Genomic DNA, 2,655 nt, shown 5'->3' with positions numbered 1-2,655 from the left:
ATAGGGTGACGGCCCCGCGGCGCTCGCGCACGCGCAGCGCCGCCGCCGCCTGGCGGACCGAGTCGGTCAGCGGCGTGGGGCCGCGCGCCGTGAGGCGATCCAGCGCCTGCCCCGCCGCGGCCGCATCCACCGGCCCGGGCTCGAGGATCATCTGGATGTCGCTGCACTGTCCCGCGCGCCGATGCCCATAGGCCATGAGCCCCACGCGGCTGCCGGCGGGGAAGCGGGTGAACATGCCGCGCACCGCCTCGCGCGCGATCTCGAGCTTGGTCCGGTCGCCGATGCGCCCCCACATCGAGGCCGACATGTCGAGGATGACGATGGTCTCGCCCTGCTGCTGCGCCGGCTGCGCGCGCGCGGGCGACGCGGCCATGCAGGCGAGTGCGAGGGCAAGGCCGAGGAGGTGGCGCATCTAGTTCCGGCTCCGTCGTTTGTCGCGGGGATTCTGATGTTGTCCCGCCATTGCGATGCCGAGCCGGGGTCGGGATGTCAACGAAACGGTTCATGGTCCCGCGGCATTCCGCGCCCGGGGCGCGTGCCATGCTGCGAAGCATCGCGGATCGCGGCGCCACGGGCTAGACGACGCCCGTGATCGACATCGACCTCCCGGTTGCCGAAGCCCTGCCGGCCCTCACCTCCGCGCTGCGCGCGGGGCCCAATGCCGTGCTGGTGGCCCCCCCGGGCGCGGGCAAGACCACGCTGGTGCCGCTGGTGCTGAAGGACGAGCCCTGGGCCGAAGACCAGCGGATCCTGGTGCTGGAACCGCGCCGGGTCGCGGCCCGCGCGGCGGCGCGGCGCATGGCGGACCTGCTGGGCGAGGGCCAGCCGGGTGGCACGATCGGCCTAGCCACGCGGCTCGATCGCCTGGTTTCCGAGCGCACGCGCGTGGAGGTCGTCACCGAGGGCCTGCTGGTGCGCCGCCTGCAATCCGACCCCGGCCTCGAGGGCGTGGCGGCGGTGCTGTTCGACGAGGCGCATGAGCGCAACCTCGACACCGACCTCGCGTTGGCGCTGTGCCTGGACCTGCAGGCGAATCTGCGCCCGGAGCTGCGCCTGCTGGCGATGTCGGCCACGCTGGATGGCGCGGCCTTCGCGCGGCTCATGGGTGCCGGGCCGCTTCCCGCCTCCGCGCGCTCCGGCGCGGCGCCGGTCATCGAGAGCCTCGGCCGCGCCTTCCCGGTGGACATCCGCTACCGCGCCCGCGACCTCAAGGAGTCACGCGACCTGCCGGAGGCCATGGCCGGCGCCGTCCGTGACGCGCTGCGCGACCACCCTGGCGACGTGCTCGCCTTCCTGCCCGGCTGGGGTGAGATCAGGCGCACGCAGGAGCGCCTGGCCGGGCTCGATGCGCTGGTCGTCCCCCTGCATGGCGAGCTCCCGCCCGCCGAGCAGGATATCGCCCTGAACCCTGCCCCGGACGGGCGGCGGAAGGTGGTGCTGGCCACCTCCATCGCCGAGACCTCGCTCACCGTGCCCGGCGTGCGCATCGTGGTCGATGGCGGGTTCCGCCGCGCGCCGCGGCTCGATGCCGCGACCGGCCTGTCGCGCCTGGCCACGCTGCGCATCGGCAAGGCGGCGGCGGAACAACGCGCCGGGCGCGCCGGCCGCCAGGCACCCGGCGTGGCGATCCGGCTCTGGACCGAGGCTCTGCATCGCGGCCTGCCGCAGGCCGACCGGCCGGAAATGCTGGAGGCGGAGCTGTCCTCCCTGGTGCTCGACTGCGCCGCATGGGGGGCGGACCCGGCGACGCTCGCCTTCCTCGATGCGCCGCCCGCCGGCGCCGTGAAGGCGGCGCAGGCGCTGCTGCGCGATCTCGATGCGCTGGATCGCGATGGGCGCATCACCGATGTGGGGCGCCGCATGGCGCGGCTCGGGACGCATCCGCGCCTCGCGCGCATGATGCTCGCGGCGGCGGATGACGGGGAGCGCGCGCTGGCCGCCGACCTCGCCGCGCTGCTCGAGGAACGTGACCCGATACGGGGCCGGGAGGCGCCGTCCGACATCCACCTGCGCCTGGACCTGCTGCATGGCCGTGACCGGGGCGACGCCGATGCGGGCGCCATCCACCGGATCCGCCGCGCCGCCGCGCTGCATCGCCGGCGGCTGCGCGTTCACGGCAGCGTGGCGGCCGAGGGCGATGCCGGGGCGCTGCTCGCGGCGGGCTTCCCCGATCGCATCGCGGCGAAGCGCGGCACCATGGACGGCGCCTTCCGCCTTGCCTCCGGCCAGGGCGCGCGGCTGCCGGTCACCGACAGGCTCGCACGCGCCCCGCTGCTGGCGGTCGCCGACCTCGAACTGCAGGGCACCGAGACGCGCATCCGCATGGCGACGCCGATCGATCGCGCCGTGCTGGAAGCCCGCTTCCCCGAACGCTTGCGGCGCGAGGACGGTGCCGCCTTCGACGCCCGCGCCGGCGCCGTGGTGGCGCGCCGCCGGCTGATGTTCGGCCCGCTGGTGCTCGAGGAATCGACGCAGCCCCATGCCGACCCCGCGGCCGTCGCGCTGGCCCTGGCCGAGGCCGCCGCCGAGCGCGGCCTGCGCGACCTGAATTGGACCGACGCCGCCCGCCAGGCCCAGGCGCGCATCGCCTGGATGCGGCGCGCCGAGGGCGAGGCCTGGCCCGACCTGTCGGACGCCGCGCTGGCGGCGACTGTG

The 2,655-nt window shown here is 75.5% G+C and carries 2 protein-coding genes; one reads left to right on the top strand and one right to left on the bottom strand.

The genetic code is table 11. The annotated features are described in order from the left end of the window. The coding region (locus tag HW578_RS25285; RefSeq protein ID WP_198373463.1) for a vWA domain-containing protein at positions 1-412 on the bottom strand (412 nt) is incomplete at its 3' end. A 176-nt stretch (positions 413-588) separates the two neighbouring features. Here HW578_RS25285 and hrpB point away from each other — a divergent pair. After that, positions 589-2,655, top strand: a 2,067-nt coding sequence (hrpB, locus tag HW578_RS25280) for an ATP-dependent helicase HrpB (protein WP_369407977.1), incomplete at its 3' end; no start/stop codon positions are given.

Source organism: Roseomonas rosulenta (assembly GCF_016106005.1).
Classification (GTDB): domain Bacteria; phylum Pseudomonadota; class Alphaproteobacteria; order Acetobacterales; family Acetobacteraceae; genus Neoroseomonas; species Neoroseomonas rosulenta.
This window is presented reverse-complemented; position numbering and strand designations above follow the sequence as displayed.